Here is an 18,072-nt window from a genome sequence, read left to right on the forward strand (position 1 = left end):
GCGTCCGGCTTTATTCCGCTGCCGCGACGGCGGCGGTCGGGGCCCGGGGCAGCAGCAGCACGGCCGCGGTGATGATCGCCGCGGCTGCGGCCGCTCCAAGGAACATGGCCGGGAACCCGCCGCCCTGGTCATAGAGCCAGGACAGGCCCGGCACCACGGCGGCCGAGACGGTGAATGTCAGGACATATTTCACCGCATAGACCCGGCCGCGCCAGCGATCCGGCGTATAGCGCGCAACCAGCGTGTCATTGATCGGGATCTGGCCGAACACCAGCACCATGACGGCGACGGCGGCCGCGACCATGGCCCAGCCATCCAGATTGACCGCGACAAACAGGGCAACCGCCTGGCCTGCGGTGATGGCAAGGAAGATCGGCTTGATGGCATACCGGTCGATGGCCCGGCCGACGACGATCTGGGAGAAGGCGGCAAGCGCATAGACGGCGCTGGCGATGGCGCCGATCTCGGTGGCGGAATAGGAGAGGCTGGCAAGCCTGTCATCCAGGACTTTCGGCAAGGCAACGGTCATCGAATTGAAGATGAATCCGCCGATCGCCGCCGAAATGCCGATGACCAGCAGCACCCGCTGCCAGCCGAGGGCGGGCGGGCCATGATCGGCCCCGCGTGACTGCGCGGTCTGGGGGATTGCGTCCGGCTGCAGGCGGGCCCAGTAGAAACCGGCCGCGATGGACAACCCGCCAAGCAGGAAGAAGGCGGCGCGCCAGCCGGCGAAATCGACAAAGGCGCCGATGGCCAGCGCCGACGCCGCGACCCCCATATTGCCCCAGACCCCGTTGACACCGAGCCGGCGGCCGAGATTTCCGCCGCCCTTGGCCACCATGGCGATGCCGACCGGGTGATAGATCGCGGCAAAGACACCGATCAGCGTGAGGCTGGCGGCAAGGTGCCAGTATGAGGTGGCAAACCCGGTCAGGATGCTGGCGCTGCCGATCCCGGTGAAGAAGATCAGCATCATTTTCTCCCGGCCCCAGCGGTCCCCGAGCCAGCCGGCCGGCAGCGAGCAGGCGCCGAACGCGATGAAGCTGCCGGTGGCAAGCACCAGCACCGCGCCGTAGCTGTCGCCGATGTCGGCTGCGGCGAGGGCGGCAACGGCCGGAAACAGCAGCATGAAGAGATGATCGAGCGCATGGCCCAGATTGAGCAGCAGCAGACGGCGCGGATTCATGGATATTCTCCTGAAGGTCTTTTCACAGGATGCCATGTGCCGTATCGTCTGTCTTGCGATGGAAAGTCAAAAAATATCGACAAACGGACAGAATTCCTCAATTCGGGATGCGGTCGCGGCACTTTCCGATGACTCGCCCCAGATCACGGCTTTCGGCGCTTTCTTCGCGCGCGGGCACGATACCGGCGAGCATCACCATGACAGGGCCCAGTTCGTTCATGCCGAGCGCGGTCTGCTTCAGGTCTGGACCGAGGAGGGACAATGGTCCGTGCCGTCCGGCATGGCGGTCTGGGTCCCGGCCCGGGTGCCGCACCGGGTCCGGGCCATCGGCGATGCGGATTTCGTCTCGCTCTATATCCGCGCCGCCGTCGAGGGAGAGCGGGAGATCCCGGTTCCGTCCCGTTGCGGCGTGGTCACCGTATCGACCTTGTTGAAGCAGCTCATCGTCCGGCTGAGACATCTCTCCGAGAAAGGAGAGCACGGGCGGTGCGACCGGCTTTCCTCGGTTATCGCGGACGAATTGCGGGACCTGGTTTCAGCTGACCTCCATCTGCCCATTCCGCCCGACCGCCGTGCGGCGGGGGTCGCCCTTGCGCTTGTCGACGATCCGTCGGACGAGCGGGATCTGGCGGCGTGGGGCCGCCGCGCCGGCGCCAGCGGCCGAACCCTGACCCGGCTGTTCCTGGCCGGAACCGGGTATTCCTTCGCGGAATGGCGGCAACGCTGCCGCTTGCTCGCGGCGCTGGAAATGTTGTCGGCGGGCGGGAGCGTCACGACCGTTGCGCTGGATTGCGGATACCGCAGCCCGAGCGCTTTCACGGCAGCTTTCACAAAGACATTCGGCGCGCCGCCTAAGCGCTATGTCCCTTCCGGGGCGCGGGACTGAGTTCCGCTGGCAAAGCGCCGGTATCGGGAATGAGGCGGACGGCAATGCTTTGCTCCCGCCCGCGTGCCGTGATCTTTGTCCGTTCGCCTGTCTCCAGCGGCATGCCGGCCGCCGTGATCACGGATTCGGAGAGGATGAGCTGGACTCCGTGCTCCTTCGTCAGGGCCTCCAGCCGGCTGGCCGTATTGACCGTGTCGCCGACCGCCGTGAGCCCCCGTGTTTCCCGGTAGCCGAGTTCTCCGACGATGGCCGGGCCGCCGTGAATGCCGATGCCGATACGCAGCGGCTCGTCCAGGTCCGCCGCCAGTGATTCGTTCAGCTGTTTCAGGTTCTCGCCCATCAGCCGGGCCGCCAGGATCGCATTTCGGGACCCGGTCTCGATGCCCCTGTCGATGCCGAACAGGGCCATGATGCCGTCGCCGATGAACTTGTCGATGCGCCCGCCGGCGCTTTCGATGGCGTGGCCCATTTCGGAAAAATACCGGTTCAGGATGAACACCGTGTCATAGGGCAGGCGCCGCTCGGTGAGTTGCGTGAAGCCCCTGATATCGGCGAACAGCACCACGATGTCGCGCTCCTGACCGGCGAGATAGTCCGGCCGCTCCCCGCTATCCTCGACACTCGCCCGGGTCGGCGGCAGCAGCGGGGTGACCTCCAGATCGACTGCGGGATAGGTCTGGCAAGCGAGCCGCACATTGTCCGGCGCCCCGACCCGCTTCAGCACCCTGGATTCGAGATCGGACGGGGCCGGCAGGGAGTCCAGTCCGATGCCGATGCGGACCCGGCAGGTCGAACAGCGGCCGCGGCCGCCGCAGACCGAGGCATGCGGGATGCCGGCATGGCGGCTGGTCTCGAGGATCGTGGCGCCGGAGCGCAGCCCGACCTTCTGGCCGGTGTGATAGGTCAGCGTGATGTCCGGCTCGGCTTTTCTCAGCCGGTACAGGCGCACGGAACGGGCGGCGAAAACCAGAAAAACCAGGCCGTAGTAGCTGTATTCCGTGTTGCGGACCCAGGCCAGGAACGCCAGTTGCGCGTCGCCTTGGGGCAGTTTGAAGGACTCCAGCACGACACCGAGCCACGCGCGGTCTTCCGCCATGCGCAGCACATCGGTGCCCGAGGCGACAAAGCCGGCGAGGGAAAGCGTCGGAACCATGACCGCAAGAGTAAGCCAGAGCGGCAGCAGGCGGCGATATCCCGGTTTGAACCTGAACCAGAGATGCAGCCCGATGCAGCCGTGAATCCATGAGGCGAGAAGCAATATGGTCTGGGTCACGACATAGTGCGGCGCGAACTTCCAGATCACCAGCTGGACATAAAGATAGGACGGGTCGGCGCCGAAGAATTCGTCGAGCACCCGTGTGCCCATGGCATGGCTGATCAGGAACACCGGGATGGAGAGCCCGAGCGCCAGTTGGGTCACTTCCGCAGGGCTCATCGCCCGCAGCGAGTCCCGGCGATAGATCGCGTGCAGGGCGAACAACAGGTGGATCGTCAGGGCGGAATAGAGGGCGGCGGTCGCGGCAGGCTGGTGCCAGAAACGTGCGAACCATTTGCCGCTGGTCTGCAAGGCGTCGATCGAAACAATGCCGACGGCGTGGTTCAGCAGGTGGGAGGCGACATAGATGAACAGCACCAGCCCGGAAATGCTGTGCGCCCGCCGCCAAGAGGGAGTGTTCCGGCCGCGCGGTTTTGCAAAATCGTCAGGCAAGCATGCTGCTCCGGTTATCCACTCAGGCCAAAAGGATATTAGATAGTCATTCTTTGCAAAAACCCAATCCTTTGAATTTTCTGTGGGATCAGGTAAACGAGCAGGTAAGGCACACAGCAGATGCCGATAGGGACCGAGTTCGCAAAAAACATGAGCGCGCTATTATCCATTCGGAAGCTTACCAAGCGATTCGGCTCGATCACGGCCGTTGACGGCCTTGAGTTCGAGGTCGGGCGCGGCGAGGTCCTTGGCTTCCTCGGCCCGAACGGGGCCGGCAAATCCACCACCATGAAGATGATCTCCGGATTTCTGGCGCCGACCGCCGGAACCGCGATCGTCGCCGGGCATGACGTGCGGCAGGCACCGCAGGCAGTGAAGGCGGCGATCGGCTACCTGCCGGAAGGCGCGCCGGCCTACCCGGACATGACGCCATTGTCCTTCCTCTGCTTCGTCGCCCGGATTCGCGGGATTGCCGAGAATGATGTCGCCGCCGCCGTCGAGCGGGTGATCGCGCAGACCCGTCTGGCGGATGTGGTGCTGCAGCCGATCGAGACCCTGTCCAAGGGCTTCAAGCGCCGCGTCGGTCTGGCGCAGGCGCTGGTGCACGATCCCGAAGTGCTGATCCTGGACGAGCCGACGGACGGTCTCGACCCGAACCAGAAATACGAAGTGCGCGGCCTGATCCAGAGCATGGCCGCGGAAAAGTGCATCATCGTCTCCACCCATATTCTGGAAGAGGTCGACGCGGTCTGTACCCGGGCCATGATCATTGCCCGGGGCCGGGTGCTGGCGGACGGCACGCCCGCCGATCTGAAGGCCCGTTCCGGCGCCGCCAGCCTTGACGACTATTTCCGCGAGGTGACCGGCTATGCGTAATGTCGGGCTGATTTTCCGGCGCGAGTTCGGCGCCTATTTCGCCACCCCGCTGGCCTATATCTTCATCGTCATCTTCCTGGTCATGGCCGGGACCATGACATTCTTCGTCGGCGGGTTCCTGGCCCGCGACCAGGCGGATCTGCAACCCTTCTTCGGCTTCCATCCGTGGCTCTACCTGTTCCTGGTGCCCGCCCTGTCCATGCGGCTCTGGGCCGAGGACCGCCGGCTCGGCACCATCGAGCTGCTGCTGACCCTGCCGATCACCATGCTTGAGGCCGTGCTCGGCAAGTTCCTGGCGGCCTGGGCCTTTACCGGTGTCGCGCTGGCCCTGACCTTTCCGCTCTGGATCAGCGTCAACTACCTTGGCAATCCGGACAACGGGGTCATCGTCGCCTCCTATCTCGGCAGCTACCTGATGGCCGGCGCCTATATGGCGATCGGCTCGCTGATCTCGGCCATGACCAAGAACCAGGTGATTGCCTTCGTCGTCACGGCAGCGGTCTGTTTCATCTTCACCGTGGCGGGCTCGCCGATCCTGCTGAACTATTTCGACAACTGGGCGCCGGGCGCGCTGGTGCAGACCATCGCCAGCTTTGGCTTCATGACCCATTTCGAGGCCATTCAGCGCGGCGTGATCGATCTGCGGGACCTGATCTTCTTCGGCTCGGCCATCGTGATCGCGCTGACCGCGAATGCCTATGTCATCGACTGGAAGAAGGCGGAATAGGATGAGCACGCTCTCTGACACGCCCTCCTCTGCTCCGGCCCCCTCTGCCCCGGCCGGACTGCGCAGCGGCTTCGCCACCCAGGGACGGATTGCCGTTGCCGCCCTGTTCCTGCTGCTGACGCTGTTCCTGGCGCTGAACGTGCTGACGACGGCCCTGTTCACCTCGACCCGGCTCGACCTGACCGAGGAAAGGCTGTTTTCGCTGTCCGATGCGACGGAAACGCTGCTTGAGTCCATCGAGGAACCGGTCACCCTGAAATTCTATTATTCCGAGGCGCTGGGCCGGGAGGTTCCGTTCTACGGCATCTATGCAGGCCGGGTCCGGGATCTGCTGGGCGAATATGCGGTCCGGTCAGGCGGCAAGATAAAGGTCGAAATCTACGATCCGGAACCCTTCACCGAGCTTGAGGACCGTGCCGTCGCGGACGGCCTGCAGCAGATCCCGCTGCAGGAAGGCGGGGAGCAGGTGTTCTTCGGACTCTCCGGCACCAATCTGACCGACGATCTCGAGGTCATTCCGTTTCTGCAGCCGGAGCGGGAGACCTTCCTGGAATACGATATCTCGCGTCTGATCTACGCTCTGGCCAAACCGAAACGCACCGTGATCGGCGTGGTCACCAGCCTGCCGATGCAGGGCACGGTGCGCATGAACGCCATGGGGCAGCAGACGCCGGTGGCACCCTACATTCTCGCGGATCAGATCGGCGCCATCTACGAGACCCGCTATCTGAACGAGGATTTCGACAAGATCCCGGACGACGTCACCGTGCTGATGCTGGCCCATACGGCCGCGCTCGGCCCGCGTGCCCAGTTTGCCGTTGACCAGTTTCTGCTCGGGGGCGGGAAAGCGCTGATCTTCGTCGATCCCTTTTCGGAGACCGAAGGCGGCCAGGCCCAGTTCTTCGGGCAACTGGCGCCGGAACGCAGCAATCTGGCGACCCTGTTCGACCATTGGGGGGTGCTCTACGACCCGACCAAGATCGCCGCCGACCGGATGACGGCGCGCAAGGTCCAGCCGGGCGAGGGCCAGCGGCCGGTCGATTACGTCGTCTGGCTGGAACTCACAGGGGGCAATATCGATCAATCCTCGCCGATCACCACCAACGTCAATACCCTTGCCGTCGCCAGCGCCGGCCATATCGCCCTGGCGGACGGCGCGGCGGTGACGATGACGCCTTTGGTGACGACGTCTCTGGGCTCGGCGGAGCTGGAGGTCGACCAGGTAAAGGGCATGCGCGCGCCGGAGACCCTGCTGCGCAACTACGTGCCCGGGCCGAAGCCGCTGGTGATCGCCGCGCGGCTGACCGCGGACAGCGTGACCACCGCCTTTCCCGACGGCCCGCCGGAGCCGAAGGTGGCGGAGGGCGACGCGGCGCCGGGCGCCGAAGACGAGGCCGCATACAGGGCGAAGTTCCCCACGGTGCTGACGCAATCAACCGCACCGCTCGATGTCATCCTCGTTGCCGACAGCGACGTGCTGGCGGACCGGTTCTGGGTCCGGACGCAGCAGTTCTTCGGCCGCCGGGTGCCGGTTCCGGTCTCCGGGAACGGCGATTTCGTTCTGAACAGCCTTGATGCGCTTTCCGGGAGCAGCGCGCTTCTCGGGTTGCGCGGCCGCGGGTCCACGGCCCGTCCGTTCGAAGTGCTGCAGCAGATCGCACGCGAGGCGGAAACGCAGTACGCCGCCCGCCAGGAACAGTTGCAGACCACTCTGGCGGAAACGCAGCAACGGTTCGACGCCTTGCGGCGCGGCATGCCGGAGGGGGCGGTCGCCATCGTGTCCGAGAAGGAACAGGCGGAGATCGAGGCGTATCGGCAGGAGATCCTGAAGATCAGGAGCGAGCTGCGCGCCGTGCAGCGCTCGGTCCGCGAGGATGTCGACCGGCTGGAGACCGAACTCTGGTTCTACAATATCGCCCTGGTGCCGATCCTGGTGACGGTTCTGGCGCTGATCCTCGCATTCTGGCGCAGCATGCGCCGCCGGCGCCATACCGCGTCCGTGGTTGCCGGCTAGGGAGAGACCGATGCTGAGCTTGCGTTCGCTTGGAATTCTGGCCGCTGTGACGGCGGCGGTTGTCTTGGCTGCCGGGCTGGCCGTTTTCTGGCGCCACGATGCGACCATCTCCGGGTTGGAGGATGCCCGGGCTTTTCCGGGCCTGGAGCAGCAGATCCCCGATATTGCGCGGATCGAGATATCCTGGAACAGGGACGCGGCGGTCGAACAGGTGAGCATCGCCCGGGCGGACGGGGTCTGGCGCGTCGCGGAACAGAACGGATATCCGGCGGATACCGGAAAGATCCGGGATTTCATTCTGTCTCTCGCCGAGCTGAAGCTGGTCGAGGCGAAGACCGCCGATCCCGCGCGCTATGCCCGGCTCGGTGTCTCGGACGTGACGGCGGCAGGGTCCGAGGCGACCCGGGTGCGGCTGCTTGGCCGGAACGGCGACGCAATCGTCGATGCCTTGATCGGCAGGGACCGGAGCAGCGGCACCGGGGGTGCGATGCTCTATCTGCGGCAGAGCGGGGACGCCCGTTCCTGGCTGGCGCACGGCCAGGTCGGTTCGATGCACAGCATGACCGCCTGGACAGACGGGGAGGTGATCGATATCGGCGCCGACCGGATCCAGGAGATCCATCTGACGGCCCCGAACAGCGATGTGCTGGAAGTCCGCCGCGTGGATGACAGCAAGACACCCTTCAAGCTGATGAACATGCCGGAAGACCGGAAGTTCGCGACATTCTACACGCTGAACGAGATCACTGACGGGCTGTCGCAGCTCACCTTCGAGGATGTCCGCGCGATTCAGGACATGACCTTCGAGCCGTCACTCGGCAACGCGATCTACCAGACCCGCGGCGGTCTCACCGTGATCGTCGATTTCGCGCAAGTTCCGGGGGCGTCGGGTGCCGTGGAAACCTGGACGCATTTCTCGGTCAATGTCGCGCCGGACGCGACGGAAGAAGCCAAGTCCTTCGCCGCCGCGAATGCCGAGAGACTCAGTGCCTGGGCCTACCGCCTGTCGGACAGCCGGTTGCAGAGGCTTCGTCACACCATGGAATCGGCGACGGTACCCGCCACCGAGGGCTGACCGGGAGCGGCGAGCCCCCCTCGGATCAATGACTTCACTGGATTCTCGAGAGCAGTTCCGGCGCGGTCACCAGCCGGCGCATTCCGTCACGTCATTCCGAGCGGCCATGTATCGCCCACCCGGTAGCCGCCGGGCCAGGGATCTGTCGGATCGAGCAGATACTGAAAGGTCCCGGTGATCCAGGCGCTGCCGGTGATCGAGGGAGTGATTGCCGGCAAACCGCCGAGTTCGGTCTCTTCCTCGATGCGTCCTGTAAAGCTCGAGTCGATGATGGAGCGGGCGGTGAGCCGGTCGCCGACCTGCATCCGGCCCGTGGCGCGAAGCAGGGCCATGCGGGCGGAAAGCGCCGTTCCGGTCGGGGACCGATCGATCTTGCCGGGCTCGATGGCGACGGCATGCCGGGTCTCAAGCCCCTTCTCGCCTTCGCTCAGCGCGCCGGCGAACAGGCAGAATGAGATATGCCGCCAGTCCGGGTTCGTCGGGTGGCTGAAGCCGAGCTGTTCTGTTGCCGTGCGGGTCAGGCGGACGCCGAGATCCGCAAGTGCGCGGCCCTCATCCGGCCGGATGGCGAAGCCGAGGGCGTCCGCGTCGACGATGATGAAGCTGTCCCCGCCATAGGCCGTCGACACGGTCAGGGTGCCATACCCCTCCACCTCCAGAGGCACATCGATGGCGGCGGCGAAGGAGGGATGGTTGCGCACCGTGATGCTTTCGGCCTTGCCGTCCCGGCACTGCGCCTCGATGGCGACCAGCCCGCCGGGCGCCTCCAGCATGAAGCGGGTCACGGGCTCTTCCATCGGCACGATGCCGGTCTCCAGCAGAACGGTGGAGACGCAGATGGAATTGGAGCCGGACATGGGCGGGGTATGCACCGGCTCCATGATGATCCAGCCCATGGCGGCGCAAGGGTCCTTCGGCGGCACCAGCAGGTTCACATGCCGGAAGACGCCGCCGCGCGGCTCGTTCAGCATGAAGTCCCTGAGTGTTCCGTCCTCGGCGATCCAGCGGGCCTGCTGCCAGATCGTCTCGCCCGGCGGTGGCGCGACGCCGCCGACAATCACATCGCCGACCTCGCCCGCGGCATGGCAGCCGACCACATGAACCTGTTTCGTACTTCTCATGGAACTTTTCCGTCCCTGCGCTATTTCCGGATAGTAGCGCATGACGAGGCCGGACCGGGCAATAGGCCTGCTTGAGTCGGGAACGCTATGCCTGCATTCTGGGTGTTGGCGCGCCGATGGGAAAGACGGTCAGAAAGCAGAGATGAGCAAAGCCTTCGTCAAGGAAAACGACAGCGACTTCGAGGAAGAGGACGAGATCCCCGACCCGTCCCCGAAAGGCGTGAAGAACTACATCACCCCGCGCGGCTTCAAGGCACTTCAGGATGAGCTGAAGCATCTGCGCCGGGAAGAGCGTCCGAAGGTCGTCGAGATCGTGTCCTGGGCCGCCGGAAACGGCGACCGCTCCGAGAACGGCGATTACATCTATGGCAAGAAGCGGCTGCGCGAGATCGATCGCCGGATGCGCTTCCTGCTGAAGCGTCTGGAAGCGTCGGAGATTGTCGATCCGCTGCAGCAGCCGAACAAGGATCAGGTTTTTTTCGGCGCGACGGTGACCTATGCTGATGAGGATGACAGGGAACGCACCATCCGTATCGTGGGTATCGATGAGGCCGATCTCGATCGCGGGGAGATCAGCTGGGTCTCGCCGATCGCCCGGGCGCTGCTGAGGGCGGAGATCGGCGATGTCGTTGAAGTCCGCACGCCGCGCGGGCCGCAATCGGTCGAGGTGACCGGAATTTCCTACGAGACCAGATAGCCGGAGCACTGATGCCGTCAAATCCCAAACAACCGCCGGTCGCGAAGAATGCGAAGGGCGAGGAGCGCAATGTCGGCGTCGAGCTGGAATTCGCCGGCTTGTCGGTGGAACGGACGGTGGAGCTGCTGCAGGAGGCCTTCGGTGGCGCGGCGGAGAAGGTCGACGCGCACCGCACCCTCCTGCGCCATGAGGAATGGGGCGAGACAATCGTCGAGCTCGACGTTCAGTACGTGCACAGAAAAGACGGCGACGATACCGATCCGGGCGGGTCGAATTCCCTGTTCCAGGATTTCGAGATTCCCGACGGCTGGCGCGGTCCGCTCGGGGACGCGCTGACCGGGCTGGTGCCGGTCGAGATCGTGTTTCCGCCCATTCCGTGGTCCCGGCTTGGCGACCTGGACGAGACCTTTGCGCTGCTGCGGACGCATGGCGCCCTCGGCACGCGCGAGAGCGCTCTCTATGCGTTCGGGCTGCATCTGAATGTGGAAGTGGCGACCGGGTCGCCGGAGGAAATCCTGCATGTGCTGCAGGCCTACCTGCTGCGGTCGGAGAGCCTCCGGGACGCGGTGGCTGTGGATATCACCCGCCGGATCCTGCCGCATACCGCGCCTTTTCCGGAGAGCTACGCACGCACGATCCTCTCGCCTGACTATCCGGCCGGGCTTGAGCGCATGATCGAGGACTACCTCGCCATGAACCCGACCCGGAACAGGGAGCTCGACATGTTGCCGCTGTTCGCGCATCTGGCGCGGGAGCTGGTGGAGAAACGGGTCGGCGACGTCCTGATCAAGCCGCGCCCGACCTATCACTACCGCCTGCCGAACGCCGATCTCGGCGACCCCGACTGGTCGGCGGCGACCGAATGGAACCGGTGGGTCACCGTGGAGGAACTGGCGGCAGACGAGGAGCGGCTCGGCGCGGCCATCACCGCCTATCGTATCGCCGCCGACGCCAGCCTGCCGGGGCGCCTGCGGCGCCTGTTCGGCGTCGAATGAGCAAGAAAGACCGCCCGCTGATCGGGATCTCCACCTCCAGCAAATCCGGCCTGATCCCGTTGTTCTTCCACCGGTTCGCCGTCTGGCGGGCCGGCGGTCGCAGCGTTCGGCTCGGGCCGGACCGGCCGCTCGATGCCGATGCGCTCGACGGGGTGATCGTCGGCGGCGGCAGCGATCTCGCGCCGGCGCTCTATGGCAACGAGGTCGCCATCGTGGAAGGAATCGACCCGGAGCGGGATGCCTTCGAGCTCGCCCTGCTTGAGCATTTCAAGGGTGGAAAGCGGCCCGTGCTCGGCATCTGCCGCGGCGCCCAGATGCTGAATGTGTTTTTCGGCGGCAACCTGCACAGCGAGATTTCCGAGGCCTATCCCGGCTCCCGCGCCCGGCGCACGCCGCTGCCGGTAAAGCGGATTGATATCGACAAGGGCTCGCGTCTGCACGGGATGCTCGGCGTCAGCTGGTGCCAGGTGAACAGCATTCATCACCAGTCAGTCGACCGGCTGGGTGAGGGACTTAAAGCCTCCGCCAGGGACCGGCGCGGCATGGTGCAGGGCATCGAGAGCGAGAATGGCGCGCTTCTGGTCGGCGTTCAGTGGCATCCGGAATTCCTGATCTTCAACCGGCCCCAGCAGCGGCTCTACCGGGCATTGATCCGCGCCGCCTTCGACGCCCGGGCCTGACATCCGGGCCTGACAACCGAGCCTGATCTTCGCGCTTTCTTGCCGTTTGGCACATCGGCTTGTTCCGCCGGGCTCGCTGGTCAGCCGGGTCCGGGCTGATTACTCTCGTATACAATCTGACAAAATCAACGGAGGACGCGTCACATGGACCTGGATCAGCTTTTCGAACAAGGCTTGGAGACCCGCAAGAAGGTGCTCGGCAAGGAATATGTCGAGAACAGCTTCGACAATGCGGACGAGTTCTCGATGATCCTGCAGAAATTCGTCACCACCCATGCATGGGGCGCCTGCTGGGGCCGGGACGGGCTGGAGCTGAAGACCCGTTCCATGCTGAACCTCGCCATGCTGGCGGCGATGGGCCGGGAGCATGAGTTGCGTTTGCATCTGCTCGGCGCGCTGAACAATGGCGTGACCAAGAACGAGATGGCGGAGATCTTCATCCAGGTCGCGACCTATGCCGGTTTCCCTGCCGCCGTCAGCGCTTTCAAGATCGCTCGCGAAGTCTTCAAAGAACAGGGGGTCTGAGCGATGGCTTCCGACAGCAAACCAGTCGTCGGCTGGATCGGCCTCGGCATGATGGGCTGGCCGATGGCCCGGCACATGGTCGAGGCGGGCTACGATGTCCGCGTCTTCGATCTCAGGCCCGAGACATCCCAGCGATTCGCGGGCGAGATCGGCGGCGAGGTGGCGCCGAGCCTGGAAGCGCTTGGCGCGGCCTCCGACATCGTCGTCACCATGGTGCCGGACGGCAAGGCGGCCCGTATGGCGCTTGTCGACGGCGCGGACAATGCCTCCAAGGGCATGAAATCCGGCACCGTCGCCATCGACATGAGCTCGTCGGAGCCGACCGGCACGGTCGCGCTCGGCGCGGCCCTGAAGGAGAAGGGCATCGTGCTGTGCGATGCGCCCGTCTCCGGCGGCACCTGGCGGGCCGAGGAAGGCTCCCTCGCCATCATGCTCGGCGGTGAGGATGCGGCGGCGCTGGATGCGGCCGAGGGGATCATGGAGCCGATGAGCCGGGTGGTCATCCGCACCGGCCCGCTCGGCTCCGGCCATGCCATGAAATGCCTGAACAACTATCTCTCGGCCATCGCGCTGAGCGCCACCAACGAGGCCATCCTGGTCGGCGCCAAGTTCGGCCTCGACCCGAGCGTGATGATCGACGTGATCAATGTCTCGACGGGCCGCAGCAACAATACCGAGACCAAGTTCAAGCCCTCGGTGCTGACCCGCAAGTTCGACGCCGGATTCGCCACCGCCCTGATGACCAAGGATGTCGGCATCGCCGCCGGTCTTGCGGAATCTCAGGGGCAGGACATGCCGATCCTGAAACTGCTGACCGGCATCTGGAAGGACTTCAACGACGCCCATCCGGGCAGCGACCATTCCGCCGCGATCCAGTATTGGGAGGAGCGGAACGGAGAGACGCTGCCGCCGACCAAGGGCTGACTGTTTCTCTGGCCGTCGTTTCTCTGGCCGTCCGGCTATCGCAAGGGGCGAAGATCGGAAGCACGTTTTGCGTGTTTTTCTATTCTTGTGCTTGTTTTGATCTTTAGGACCCGCATGATCAGCGAATGTGGCGGGTTAAGATCAGCCAGACCGGTTATGAAGCGTTCGCTCTCCAGATCGGAGAAACGGCGGCCGGTTTTTACAAGTTGATTGTGGATGGGGTGCTCAAGAACGGCCCCCTGCCGCCTTCAACTCTCTATGCGCACGTCCATTTCTGGAATGGTGAAGTACATGCGGTGTATTTCGTGAAATCCAGGAACGACACCCTGTTTCTCCGGCTCTTTGACTGGCTGAATGACCAAAGGGTGCGCCATGTCCTTCACGGATCTGCGTTGCTCGTCTGGGAAGAGCCGCCGGACCAGGATGGTGTCTCGACGAGGCATGTGCTCACAGGTCTCGTGTCCGACACCAGGCAGGCGCGGGTGGAGGCCGTAACAGGTGTTGTCGCCCTGATGCGGAACACGCTCGGAACAGGCGTCAATCACATCGACTGGGATTTGTGATAGGATATGACTATGAAAAAGCGCACGACAATTTTCATCCCCGAAGCGCTGGACACTGTTCCCGCGTCGCAATTCTTTGCGGACTTTCATGCCAAGCATCCCTCTTTCGCGGCAGAAGCGAATAGAATTCGCGCGCGATATCAGGAGCTTGTCTTGGAGTATCCTGATCTGACCGTGCTGGAGCCCGAGATTGAGACTGAAAGTGTGGTGACTCCCATCAGCGGTCCTTAAGGCTATTCGCGGGGAATAACCGCAATGGCGGCCCGAAACGGATACAACCCATTCTTCTTCGTTAACAATCGATGGATCGGTTTTCTGCTGATCTTGCTTGTGGTCGTCATTTTTCTTGCTGCCATTGCCGGGAAGTGGGCCAGCCCCTTGATTGCTCTGCTCGGAGGAGCTCTCGGTATCCTTAGAGAGTATTTCTTGGCTGTTCAGGAAGACCTTCGGGCCAAGGGCGCCTTGACCGACGAGGTTTCAAAAGCGGGAATGATTTTCGTCTTTGGATCTACTGCATTCATCTCGCTTTGCGTTTCCTTAATTCTCGGGATTTTGAGGGGATCCCCGGCACTTTAGCGCCGGTGTGTCCGAAGCATTCCCCTTGCATTCCGCCCCGTTCCCCCGATATAGAACGCTCGGAAGGCTGGGACGGACGAGCTCCTCGCCAATCCGGTCAGGTCCGGAAGGAAGCAGCCGTAACGAGTTTTCGCTCGGGTCGCTTCCCAGTCTTCCACCTCTCCTCCACATGGATGATCCGTATTCTGCCTGCTTGATCGGGCGGATACCGCTATCAGCTTGCCCTTCAGCAACGGGAAAGCCATAGAATAAAACACATGTTAAAAATGTATTTCCATTCATCGGTTGCCATCAATAGTGTATTGACGGTCAACACCGTTTGCCTGTTGAGGTTCTGCCATGGACGAGAATGGTTTTCTGTCCGCCGTCTCGGGGCTGATCGGCGATCACCCGGAAATCGCTTCCGTCCTGGGCGGACTGGGTTCCGTGTTGCTGGGCAGCGGCATCTTCTCGTTCCTGCGTCGACCCAAGGCGGACGGGAAGAGGGATGCGGACTATCTTTCCGATGAAAAACTTCTGTCCCCGCCCACTCAAAGACCGGCCTACAGCGACCGGATGGCCTATGTGCTCGCCGAACTGTCGGCGCTGGCCTATTACGAATTCGAGGGAACCGGTGCGCGGATCGCCGAGGCGGCGAAGAGCTTTTCCCTGATTGCCGGAGGCGATTCGGAAAAGATCGAGAAATGGCTCGGTGATTTTGCCGATCGGCTCCTGCTTCAGGGAATCGACAGCGAGGATTTTCTGCGCGCGATTCTGGAGTCCAGAGGCTTTGAGCTGCTTGGCACGATCAATGTCGCGGAAACCCAGGCATTCGTCTGCAAGCGCCTGCCGCGGAATGACGATGGACATTCATTTGTTGTGGTCGCCTTTCGCGGTACCGAGAAGAAGGTTTCGGATTGGCTGACCGATGCGGATGCCACACCGTTCGAGTATGGCGTGACGGCGAAAGGAGGAACGAAGAAAGTGCATTCGGGATTCCTGAACGCACTTACCAAGAAGACCGATAGCCACGGACAGACGGCGATCAGTCGCCTCCGGGTCATCCTCGAGACCAAGGGTGTGGACGAGAAGGGCCAGCAGCTTCCGCTGTTTCTCACCGGTCATTCCCTGGGAGGCGCCCTGGCGCTGCTCATGACGGTCCTCATGAAAAGCGATATGTGCGGCGCCTGCTATACCTTCGGGGCACCGCGCATTGCGAATTACGAGTTCTTCGAGAACGTGAAGACCCCGGTGTTCCGGGTGGTCAATTCCGCGGATATCGTGCCCCGTGTTCCGCCTGTCATGGTGATCCCGATCAAACTCTGCCAGGGGCTCGAATGGGCAACGTCATATGTCTTCCCGCCCGTTTCCCGCCTTTTCGAGAGGCTGGCGAGAGGGCTGGACCGGCTGGAGGGGTATCGTCACTACGGGGACCAGCGGTATTTGACGGACGTCGAAAGCGGCCGGTTCAGCGACGTCAATCTGCTCTCGAACCCTCCGGTCATCGACCGGATCATGTGGATCGGTCAGCAGCTCATCCGGTCCTGGTTCGTCCCGGTCAAGAGTCACGGCATGCTGATCTACCGCGAAAAGCTGCGTTTCCTTGCAAATGACCGCAATCAGGCCAGGGAATCGTAGCGTGTGGTGAGCCTTCAAGAGCGGCCGTAACGAGTTTTGGCTCGGGTCGCTTCCCAGGCTTCCGCCTCTCCCCTATGATCCCCCGCATGGACGATCAGACACCTCCAGAGACCATTGATGGCCCCGCGGGCGACGGTGCTACGCCGCCGGCCGAATACCGTGTGCTCGCGCGAAAATACCGGCCGCAGACCCTCGACGACCTGAAGGGCCAGGACGCGCTTGTCCGCACCCTGCGCAACGCGCTGGCCTCCGGCCGGCTGGCCCATGCCTTCGTGCTGACCGGCGTGCGCGGGGTCGGCAAGACCACCACTGCCCGGATCATCGCCAAGGGTCTCAACTGCATCGGCGCCGACGGCACTGGCGGGCCGACCGTGACGCCCTGCGGGGTATGCGATCCCTGCCGGTCGATCACCGAGGACCGCAATGTCGACGTGATGGAGATGGATGCGGCCTCGCGTACCGGCGTGGACGATATCCGCGAGATCATCGACGGGGTGCGCTACAAGCCGGTTTCCGCCCGCTACAAGGTCTACATCATCGATGAAGTGCACATGCTGTCCCGCAATGCCTTCAATGCGTTGCTGAAGACGCTGGAAGAGCCGCCGGAGCATGTGAAATTCATCTTCGCGACCACCGAGATCCGCAAGGTGCCGATCACCGTGCTGTCGCGCTGCCAGCGATTCGATCTGCGCCGGTTCGATGTTTCCGAGCTTATGGAGCTGTTCGGCACGATCTGCGGCAAGGAAAATGTAGAGGCGGACGAGGAGGCGCTGGCGCTGATCTCCCGCGCCGCCGACGGCTCGGCCCGCGACGGTCTTTCGATCCTCGACCAGGCGATGGCGCTGTCGGACGGCAGGATCACGGCGGCCCAGGTGCAGGACATGCTTGGTCTGGCCGACCGGGCGCTGGTCTTCGATCTGTTCGAGAAGGTGATGGGCGGCAGGATCGCCGAGGCGCTCGGCGATGTCCGCTCGATGTATGCCTCAGGTGCGGATCCGGTGGTCATGCTGCAGGATCTGCTGGATCTGACGCACCTGATTACCCGCTTGAAGACAGCCCGCGACTCGGCGCTGGAAGGCGCTTCCGAGCTGGAACGGACCCGCGGCGTTGCCTTCGCCGACACGCTGACGCTGCCGATCCTGGCGCGGGCCTGGCAGATGCTGATGAAGGGTCTCGGCGAGGTGCAAGGCGCGCCCTCGACCCTGGCGGCGCTCGAGATGGTGCTGATCCGGCTGGCCTACACGGCGGACCTGCCGCCGCCCGGCGATCTGGTAAAGGCGATCAAGGCGGGAAAGCCTGACGCGGCTCCGGGACGCCAACCGGCGGCCGCGCAAGACCAGACGGCATCCCAGACGGAACGCGCGGCTCCGGTCGCCATGGCACCGGCACAGGCAGCAGCACGACCACGACCGGCATCTTCCGCCCCGGCGGCGCCGGAACCGCCGGCCGCGCCCGCCGTCCCCGAGACTTTCGAGGCGGTTGTCGCGCTGTTCGAGGAGCATCGTGAAGCCCTGTTGCACGCCCAGCTCAGCCGCTCGGTCCGGCCGGTGTCGGCCGAGGCGGGCAGATTGGAAATCGTGCTCGATCCGGGAGCGCCGGACACTCTGCCGGGCCAGGTCGCAGCCAGACTGAAGCAGTGGACAGGCATTCCCTGGACGGTCGAGGCCAGCGATGCCGTGCCGGGCGACGAGGACATCCACACCCTGGCGGAGCGCAAGCAGAATGCCGAGGCGGCGAAGCGGAAATCGGTGTCCGAGCATCCGGTCGTCGCGGCGGTGCTTGAAGCCTTCCCCGAAAGCACGATAGAAGCCATTCGACCGCTCGTCAGGGAGATCCCCGAGGAGGCTGCCGGCGAGGCCGCCCCTTACAGCGACGAGGACAGCCAAGCGAACGAGGCATGAG

Annotated in this window: 18 protein-coding genes and 1 other RNA gene; 16 read left to right on the forward strand and 3 right to left on the reverse strand. The window is 63.9% G+C overall.

The features are described 5' to 3' along the window. Positions 1-10: 10 nt before the first annotated feature. Positions 11-1,186 (reverse strand): MFS transporter, encoded by a 1,176-nt coding sequence (locus tag RH950_RS17785; protein WP_350059074.1) that lies wholly within the window; start codon positions 1,184-1,186, stop codon positions 11-13. Between RH950_RS17785 and RH950_RS17790 the strand changes: the two genes are divergently transcribed. Beyond that, positions 1,185-2,072, forward strand: coding sequence for an AraC family transcriptional regulator (locus RH950_RS17790; RefSeq protein WP_350059075.1), 888 nt, complete (start codon positions 1,185-1,187; stop codon positions 2,070-2,072). The genes RH950_RS17785 and RH950_RS17790 overlap by 2 nt on opposite strands. Here the strand turns inward: RH950_RS17790 and RH950_RS17795 are convergent. Continuing rightward, positions 2,038-3,780 (reverse strand): adenylate/guanylate cyclase domain-containing protein, encoded by a 1,743-nt coding sequence (locus tag RH950_RS17795; protein WP_350059076.1) that lies wholly within the window; start codon positions 3,778-3,780, stop codon positions 2,038-2,040. The two genes, RH950_RS17790 and RH950_RS17795, sit on opposite strands and share 35 nt — an antisense overlap. Before the next feature lie 150 nt (positions 3,781-3,930). On the opposite strand from RH950_RS17795, the gene RH950_RS17800 reads away from it, so the two are divergent. From RH950_RS17800 to RH950_RS17815, 4 genes are read left to right on the forward strand one after another with little or no spacing between them, the layout of a single operon-like run. Next, on the forward strand, positions 3,931-4,656 hold the full coding sequence (locus RH950_RS17800; protein WP_350059077.1) for an ABC transporter ATP-binding protein: 726 nt from the start codon (positions 3,931-3,933) through the stop codon (positions 4,654-4,656). Beyond that, positions 4,649-5,383: an ABC transporter permease subunit gene (locus RH950_RS17805; RefSeq protein ID WP_350059078.1), complete on the forward strand. Its 735-nt coding sequence runs from the start codon at positions 4,649-4,651 to the stop codon at positions 5,381-5,383. Before RH950_RS17800 ends, RH950_RS17805 begins: the two co-directional genes overlap by 8 nt. Before the next feature lies 1 nt (position 5,384). Continuing rightward, complete coding sequence (locus RH950_RS17810; RefSeq protein WP_350059079.1) at positions 5,385-7,397, forward strand: Gldg family protein; 2,013 nt, start codon at positions 5,385-5,387, stop codon at positions 7,395-7,397. A gap of 10 nt (positions 7,398-7,407) precedes the next feature. Continuing rightward, complete coding sequence (locus RH950_RS17815; RefSeq protein ID WP_350059080.1) at positions 7,408-8,472, forward strand: DUF4340 domain-containing protein; 1,065 nt, start codon at positions 7,408-7,410, stop codon at positions 8,470-8,472. Between the two features lie 86 nt (positions 8,473-8,558). Here RH950_RS17815 and RH950_RS17820 read toward each other — a convergent pair whose 3' ends face one another. After that, entirely contained in the window at positions 8,559-9,593 is a 1,035-nt protein-coding gene (locus tag RH950_RS17820; protein ID WP_350059081.1) for a trans-3-hydroxy-L-proline dehydratase, read from the reverse strand. Between the two features lie 142 nt (positions 9,594-9,735). On the opposite strand from RH950_RS17820, the gene greB reads away from it, so the two are divergent. The 11 genes from greB (at position 9,736) to RH950_RS17875 (ending at position 18,071) form a co-directional block, all read left to right on the forward strand. Then, the gene (gene greB, locus RH950_RS17825) at positions 9,736-10,290 is read left to right on the forward strand and encodes a transcription elongation factor GreB (protein ID WP_350059082.1); all 555 of its coding nucleotides are present in this window, start codon (positions 9,736-9,738) and stop codon (positions 10,288-10,290) included. A gap of 11 nt (positions 10,291-10,301) precedes the next feature. Beyond that, the gene (locus RH950_RS17830) at positions 10,302-11,285 is read left to right on the forward strand and encodes an amidoligase family protein (protein WP_350059083.1); all 984 of its coding nucleotides are present in this window, start codon (positions 10,302-10,304) and stop codon (positions 11,283-11,285) included. After that, on the forward strand, positions 11,282-11,965 hold the full coding sequence (locus RH950_RS17835; protein WP_350059084.1) for a gamma-glutamyl-gamma-aminobutyrate hydrolase family protein: 684 nt from the start codon (positions 11,282-11,284) through the stop codon (positions 11,963-11,965). Before RH950_RS17830 ends, RH950_RS17835 begins: the two co-directional genes overlap by 4 nt. A 144-nt stretch (positions 11,966-12,109) precedes the next feature. Continuing rightward, the gene (locus RH950_RS17840; protein ID WP_350059085.1) at positions 12,110-12,490 is read left to right on the forward strand and encodes a carboxymuconolactone decarboxylase family protein; all 381 of its coding nucleotides are present in this window, start codon (positions 12,110-12,112) and stop codon (positions 12,488-12,490) included. Between the two features lie 3 nt (positions 12,491-12,493). Next, on the forward strand, positions 12,494-13,414 hold the full coding sequence (locus tag RH950_RS17845; RefSeq protein WP_350059086.1) for an NAD(P)-dependent oxidoreductase: 921 nt from the start codon (positions 12,494-12,496) through the stop codon (positions 13,412-13,414). A gap of 125 nt (positions 13,415-13,539) precedes the next feature. Beyond that, positions 13,540-13,977 (forward strand): hypothetical protein, encoded by a 438-nt coding sequence (locus RH950_RS17850; protein ID WP_350059087.1) that lies wholly within the window; start codon positions 13,540-13,542, stop codon positions 13,975-13,977. Positions 13,978-13,989: 12 nt separating this feature from the next. Beyond that, complete coding sequence (locus RH950_RS17855) at positions 13,990-14,208, forward strand: hypothetical protein (RefSeq protein WP_350059088.1); 219 nt, start codon at positions 13,990-13,992, stop codon at positions 14,206-14,208. Between the two features lie 24 nt (positions 14,209-14,232). Beyond that, the gene (locus RH950_RS17860; protein WP_350059089.1) at positions 14,233-14,553 is read left to right on the forward strand and encodes a hypothetical protein; all 321 of its coding nucleotides are present in this window, start codon (positions 14,233-14,235) and stop codon (positions 14,551-14,553) included. A 61-nt stretch (positions 14,554-14,614) separates the two neighbouring features. Next, positions 14,615-14,712: signal recognition particle sRNA small type (ffs, locus tag RH950_RS17865), an RNA gene on the forward strand. A gap of 180 nt (positions 14,713-14,892) precedes the next feature. Next, a complete protein-coding gene (locus tag RH950_RS17870) occupies positions 14,893-16,170 on the forward strand; it encodes a lipase family protein (RefSeq protein WP_350059090.1) in 1,278 nt (425 codons plus the stop codon). Between the two features lie 86 nt (positions 16,171-16,256). Beyond that, the gene (locus RH950_RS17875; RefSeq protein ID WP_350059091.1) at positions 16,257-18,071 is read left to right on the forward strand and encodes a DNA polymerase III subunit gamma/tau; all 1,815 of its coding nucleotides are present in this window, start codon (positions 16,257-16,259) and stop codon (positions 18,069-18,071) included. Position 18,072 lies beyond the last annotated feature (1 nt).

Source organism: Nisaea sp. (genome assembly GCF_040217065.1).
Taxonomy (GTDB): domain Bacteria; phylum Pseudomonadota; class Alphaproteobacteria; order Thalassobaculales; family Thalassobaculaceae; genus Nisaea.

Excerpts from the sequence above, each read along its gene's own strand:
- RH950_RS17835 (WP_350059084.1), top strand. The coding sequence starts at position 11,282 with ATGAGCAAGAAAGACCGCCCGCTGATCGGGATCTCCACCTCCAGCAAA.
- RH950_RS17855 (WP_350059088.1), top strand. The coding sequence starts at position 13,990 with ATGAAAAAGCGCACGACAATTTTCATCCCCGAAGCGCTGGACACTGTT.
- RH950_RS17805 (WP_350059078.1), top strand. The coding sequence starts at position 4,649 with ATGCGTAATGTCGGGCTGATTTTCCGGCGCGAGTTCGGCGCCTATTTC.
- RH950_RS17875 (WP_350059091.1), top strand. The coding sequence starts at position 16,257 with ATGGACGATCAGACACCTCCAGAGACCATTGATGGCCCCGCGGGCGAC.
- greB (WP_350059082.1), top strand. The coding sequence starts at position 9,736 with ATGAGCAAAGCCTTCGTCAAGGAAAACGACAGCGACTTCGAGGAAGAG.
- RH950_RS17815 (WP_350059080.1), top strand. The coding sequence starts at position 7,408 with ATGCTGAGCTTGCGTTCGCTTGGAATTCTGGCCGCTGTGACGGCGGCG.
- RH950_RS17790 (WP_350059075.1), top strand. The coding sequence starts at position 1,185 with ATGGATATTCTCCTGAAGGTCTTTTCACAGGATGCCATGTGCCGTATC.
- RH950_RS17820 (WP_350059081.1), bottom strand. The coding sequence starts at position 9,593 with ATGAGAAGTACGAAACAGGTTCATGTGGTCGGCTGCCATGCCGCGGGC.
- RH950_RS17810 (WP_350059079.1), top strand. The coding sequence starts at position 5,385 with ATGAGCACGCTCTCTGACACGCCCTCCTCTGCTCCGGCCCCCTCTGCC.
- RH950_RS17830 (WP_350059083.1), top strand. The coding sequence starts at position 10,302 with ATGCCGTCAAATCCCAAACAACCGCCGGTCGCGAAGAATGCGAAGGGC.
- RH950_RS17845 (WP_350059086.1), top strand. The coding sequence starts at position 12,494 with ATGGCTTCCGACAGCAAACCAGTCGTCGGCTGGATCGGCCTCGGCATG.
- RH950_RS17785 (WP_350059074.1), bottom strand. The coding sequence starts at position 1,186 with ATGAATCCGCGCCGTCTGCTGCTGCTCAATCTGGGCCATGCGCTCGAT.
- RH950_RS17870 (WP_350059090.1), top strand. The coding sequence starts at position 14,893 with ATGGACGAGAATGGTTTTCTGTCCGCCGTCTCGGGGCTGATCGGCGAT.
- RH950_RS17840 (WP_350059085.1), top strand. The coding sequence starts at position 12,110 with ATGGACCTGGATCAGCTTTTCGAACAAGGCTTGGAGACCCGCAAGAAG.
- RH950_RS17800 (WP_350059077.1), top strand. The coding sequence starts at position 3,931 with ATGAGCGCGCTATTATCCATTCGGAAGCTTACCAAGCGATTCGGCTCG.
- RH950_RS17850 (WP_350059087.1), top strand. The coding sequence starts at position 13,540 with ATGTGGCGGGTTAAGATCAGCCAGACCGGTTATGAAGCGTTCGCTCTC.
- RH950_RS17860 (WP_350059089.1), top strand. The coding sequence starts at position 14,233 with ATGGCGGCCCGAAACGGATACAACCCATTCTTCTTCGTTAACAATCGA.